The 5063-nt window shown below is 37.1% G+C and carries 4 protein-coding genes and 1 pseudogene; 3 read left to right on the top strand and 2 right to left on the bottom strand.

Annotated features, from left to right (window positions below; genetic code table 11):
- Nucleotides 1-91: 91 nt before the first annotated feature.
- Nucleotides 92-855 (bottom strand): annotated as a pseudogene (locus ACFPYJ_RS10050) (IS5 family transposase).
- Nucleotides 856-1022: 167 nt separating this feature from the next.
- Nucleotides 1023-1688 (bottom strand): IS3 family transposase, encoded by a 666-nt coding sequence (locus tag ACFPYJ_RS10045; RefSeq protein ID WP_379187994.1) that lies wholly within the window; start codon nt 1686-1688, stop codon nt 1023-1025.
- A 501-nt stretch (nt 1689-2189) separates the two neighbouring features.
- Between ACFPYJ_RS10045 and ACFPYJ_RS10040 the strand changes: the two genes are divergently transcribed.
- The 3 genes from ACFPYJ_RS10040 (at nt 2190) to ACFPYJ_RS10030 (ending at nt 4843) form a co-directional block, all read left to right on the top strand.
- Nucleotides 2190-3302, top strand: a complete 1113-nt coding sequence (locus tag ACFPYJ_RS10040) for a phosphoribosyltransferase-like protein (RefSeq protein WP_379187993.1) — start codon at nt 2190-2192, stop codon at nt 3300-3302.
- Nucleotides 3303-3319: 17 nt separating this feature from the next.
- The gene (locus ACFPYJ_RS10035; RefSeq protein ID WP_379187992.1) at nt 3320-3625 is read left to right on the top strand and encodes a hypothetical protein; all 306 of its coding nucleotides are present in this window, start codon (nt 3320-3322) and stop codon (nt 3623-3625) included.
- A 195-nt stretch (nt 3626-3820) separates the two neighbouring features.
- Nucleotides 3821-4843 carry a reverse transcriptase family protein gene (locus tag ACFPYJ_RS10030; RefSeq protein ID WP_379187991.1) on the top strand — a complete coding sequence of 341 codons (1023 nt, stop codon included), beginning with the start codon at nt 3821-3823 and terminating at the stop codon, nt 4841-4843.
- Nucleotides 4844-5063: the final 220 nt, after the last annotated feature.

Genomic DNA, 5063 nt, shown 5'->3' with positions numbered 1-5063 from the left:
GGATATGATGTAGTGCCGGTTTACAAACAAGTCGAGGCGATGGGTGCTAGAGCGCTCATCGATTACAACCGTCGGAACGTGTATTCAAACCTTAGGCCAACCAAATCATGGAAGAGGCCCGTTTTAAAAAGGCAACAAAGGTACGCGATAATTTATCGTACCGGGTAGCCAGTCGCCGATTATGCTTCAGCTTATTGAATAAGCATTCGACCAAGTGCCGCTCTTTAAACAACCACCAGTCAGTCGGGCGTTGAACGGTGCGATGTTTGCGGCTGGGAATGACGGAGTTCGCCTTCTTTTCGTCCAGCAACGCAATGATTTTATCGGTGTCATAGCCGCAATCGGCCAAGACGTTCTTGCCCTCGACGTCAAGGGATTGCAGGATCTCGTATCCCGCCACACAATCGTTGATGTTGCCCGCTGTAACTTTGTATTGGAGGGGATTGCCGAGGGCGTCCACGACCGCGTGAATCTTAGAGGTTAAGCCTCCTCGTGATCGTCCGATAGCTTGAAATTGCTGCCCCCTTTTGCTCCTGCGCCGTGTTGGTGAACGCGGACGATGGAGGCATCAATCATGACACTTTCGGAATCGGGATCGGCAGCCAAGACATCCAGCATTCGATCGAATATGCCCGCCTGTTCCCATCGACGGAATCGGGTGTAGACACTGCTCCAAGAGCCGTAGTATTCCGGCAAGTCCCGCCATGGCGCTCCCGAACGGATGACCCAAAGCATGCCATTAAGCATCTTGCGATTGTCGATGGCCGGGCGTCCGCCCTGTGGTTTTCGTTCCGGCGGCAAAAGGTCTTTTAGTCGTTCCCATTGATCGTCGCGTATCTCGTATCGTCTTCTCATATGAAAAGTTTACCAGGTTATAGTGTGTTTCGATAGTTTGAATACACGCCCTAGCGCGCGTGAAATATTAATTAAGAGCATTAGTGATGAGACTCAAACGGAATATAAAGAAGCATTTATTGTAGTGGACCCCGTTGTCAAGACACTTTTTTTGAAAAATTAAGCTACTATCCCTCCCTTGATTTTAGTATGATTGCAGCTTGAACTTGACCGGCGGTGTCGACGGTATGGCGATAGAATTCAACTGGTTTGGCGTAGGCAAGTGACTGGTGGGGGCGCGAACGGTTGTATTCATCGATGTAAGCCCTCACGTCCCGATGAAGTTGCTTTGGCGTTGTGTACGTGTTGTAATAGATTTTTTCCCACTTCAGACTGCGGAAAAAGCGTTCCGTGATGGCATTGTCGGTGGCGCGGCCTTTGCCGTCCATACTGATTGTGATTTCGTTTTTTTGAAGAAGCTCGTAATCGCTGCTTGTAAAATGGCTTCCCTGGTCGCTGTTCAGAATCTTCGGTTTGGCGACCGTAAACGCTTTTCTCAGCGCCCGTAGCACGAAAGAACGCTCTAAGCTTTGGGATAGCTCCCAGCTGACGATGTAACGCGAGTACCAGTCGATGATGGCGACCAGGTACATGAAGTTGCCTTGCATCCGCAAATAGGTAATGTCAATTCCCCAGATGTGATTCGGATGTGCTGCCTTCACACCGCATAACAGATACGGATGAATGGCTTGCTTATGATTGCGTTTGCTCAGGTTCGGCCCGGGACATAGACCCGCTAAGCCCATCTTGCGCATCCTGACTTGCCGCGTGTTTAAATCCTGATTATACAGCATAGATCAGCCCTCAACTTGAAGACAAGGTGGGGGGCTGTTTGACGCTTACTAATAAATTAACTGTACAAGCTTTCCTCAATAAATTGAATCGCTCAAAAAACATGAAGAACGTAGAACCTTCAGCATCCAAATTAACGAGATTGATGTTGCTATGCATTTAAAACTCTGAATAGGCGAGCTCCGTGATGATTTTAAAACTTAGGTGCGGTGGTTATTATTCATTTGTTTGTGTTTTCATATATGCCAATTTCACATAGTTCCAACATATGGTACAATTAGACCATTGTATTTATTTGATGTAAGAAAGAGGACATGAATGGAAGTCTTTTAATATTCCTTTTGGATTGAAGTGAAACAATGGGCTGGAGAATGCGCGAAATAAGATTGAGAATATTGAAGCGATAGTTACTTTTAAAGATGGATCAGGATGGGTTCCATAATAAATAAGACAGGTAGCTTTTGTGGATTATCATGTTTACTGAATATAGGGGTTATATATAAATGGGAGATAATTCAAAGAGTATAATGGAGAATAATGAAATTGATGAAATTGTTAAAAAATGGGATTTAGATGAAGTGCAACGAAATGAAAAGTTGGAAATTTTGAAGATATGGAAGACAAAACTTGCTAAAGACGATTTTGAGACTATATTAAAAATATGCTGTAATTTTAATTATTATTCCGTAAGATTAACAGCTGAAGCTTATTTGGAAGTCTTTAATAGAAACGCCAGTGAAATAGGAGAGATGTTTGACTCATTTCTAAAAGAATCGCTGTTTTTGCCATTAAGAAGGAAAGATAGAATTGAATCCGCAGTAGATATGTTTTCTAGCTTTAGATTAGTCAACAAAATAGACGCTAATAAAACTCATGTAAATGGTCCAGCAGACTATTTACAAAAATATAAAGCTAGCATAGAACATAACAGTAAAATTGTTAGGGAATATGATCAAGAAAATGGCAAAGAAGAAGCTAGTATGCAGAGTCTAAAAAATGAATTAGTAGCTTGTAGCAATAACAAAAAGCAAAAATCAATCAAAATTCGTATAAGAGAGATAGAAGCAAGTAAAAATAAAAGAGAACAGCAGATTGAAAATTTTTATCAAAATTATCTTTCAGTAAAAAATTTGATTATTATCGACGATTTTATTGGAACAGGTACTTCTGTGAAAAATTTATTAGAAGATATAGCTAAAATCATAACGGGAAGTAAAATTAAAATTAAGTTATTTTTATGGGTGATCGAGGCTAGTAAATCGGGAATTGAAACGATAGTAAAACGAGCGAAAGAATTGAAAATTGAAATTAATATTAGTTTTTATATTGAATCAATAGATGTATTAGCAGAGAACTCTATTTTTTCTAGCGATAAAATAATTGAAGTAAAGGCAGTGATTAAAAAAATAAATGTGCAACACGGACTGAAGCGAAGTATTTATTGTAAGAACCATGCAATAGCATCATTTGTAAATGCACCAAATAACAACTTAACCTTGCTTTCAGAGGGAAATTCAGCTTGGACAGCTTTGTTTCTTAGAACCAAAAGGAATAAGGATGAGAGAGTAATGAGCAGTATCGAGTTAAAAGATACTTATCAATTTTTAAGGGAGTAAGAAAGAAGGTATATGATGTGAAGTTTTCTTCTTTAAAAAGGGATATTCTATTATTGATTATTCGAGACTATGAAATGGTTGAGATTATTGATACGATTAAGGAATATATAAATATTACAACTGAGCAAGTGTTTTATATTTTAGATTATCTTATTGCTTCAAAATGGGTTGAATTTGAAGATGGTAAACTAATAATCACAAAGGAAGGTACGGAAATATTAGCTCATTCAAAACTTAATGACATTTCGTTCGATATTATGAAAGAATTTAAATATATAGTAAATGAAAGCCCTTTGGAAAACTATATTCCCAAAAAGTTGTAAAGGAGGTATAATGTTTAGTAGTGACTAGACTTTTAGCAAGTGCTAATTGAAGTAAGTATGTATTTTAATTCTTACTTCAAACCATTATTGATAATTCTGCAAAAAGCGCAGAATCATCAATCACCTTTAAATTAAGAATTAAAACACAAACATATTCTTAATTTAAAGGTGAAGTAGTCACTAAACATATAGGATATGATTAAGCGAATTTTACAGAATATTGAAATTAGTGATTTATCAGTGGAAGATAAAAAGAGCCTCATTAATTATGCTGAAACTTTATATTTTAAAAGGTGTCCGGTTATTTTCGATACCAATCAGGTAATGATGCTTTTTGAGTTACAAAATGAGGATATGGAAAAATTCGTGTTAGAAAACACCAATAATTATTTTGTCAAGAAATCAAATGGAGAGTTAAGAGAGATTTGGAAGCCTAATTATAAGCTGAAGATGATTCAAAAATGGATTCTAAAAAACATATTAAATGAAATTGAAGTTTCAGAATATGCCCACGGCTTTGTAAAGCGGAAATCAATTCTAACAAATGCCGAAACCCATCAATATAAAGAACCATCCTGGGTGTTTTCTATGGATATTAAAGATTTTTTTCCTTCAATTCAATATTTTGAAATTGAAAAGATTTTTTTAGAGATTGGATATTCAATAGAAGTCAGTAAAGCAATTAGCTTGTTAACATCTGTTCATGGAAGGTTAGTACAAGGATTTCCTACGAGTCCAATGCTATCCAATCTTTACCTCCGTGATATTGATGAAGAGTTTCAACAAATAGCAAGTCAGAACCACGTTCGATATTCTAGATATGCAGATGACATTACTTTTTCGGGTATTCAAAAAAAAGGTTATCTCGTATTAGTTAAAAAAATAAAAGAAATTGTAACAACTGTCTTACGCAAGCATAATTTCGTTATTAATGATGCTAAAACAAGATTAATGAAGGATAAACATACCAAGATCGTAACTGGTTTAGTCGTTACTCCAGAAGGTGTAAAGATTCCCCAAAAATATATTCGAAAACTTAATAAAGAGATTTACTATTGTCGTAAATTTGGAGTAAATGAACACCTGAAATATCACGGTCTCATCACAATTGCTAATTATAAGGGATATTTAATTGGACTCGCGAGGTTTATTTATATGGTAAATCCCAACAAGGGTGCAGAGTTTATACGGGAAATAAAGAAGTTAAATTGGGATTAATATCAATCAGGGTCGTTGAAACAAATGAATGAAGAGTATTTCTCTACTCCATATCTATGGGAGTGGTTTTAATTTATTAACTGGTGTTTACACTGTGCCTTTGCTTAGCAGTTACATTATAATGAACCGTAACAGATTTTTAATTGTTATGCGAATCAATTTCATAATCCGAAGCCTTACGAGGCTTGAGTTTTTAGGGTATGAAAAAGGAGTACCTCCC

The organism is Paenibacillus solisilvae (genome assembly GCF_042656405.1).
GTDB lineage: Bacteria > Bacillota > Bacilli > Paenibacillales > Paenibacillaceae > Paenibacillus_Z > Paenibacillus_Z solisilvae.
This window is presented reverse-complemented; position numbering and strand designations above follow the sequence as displayed.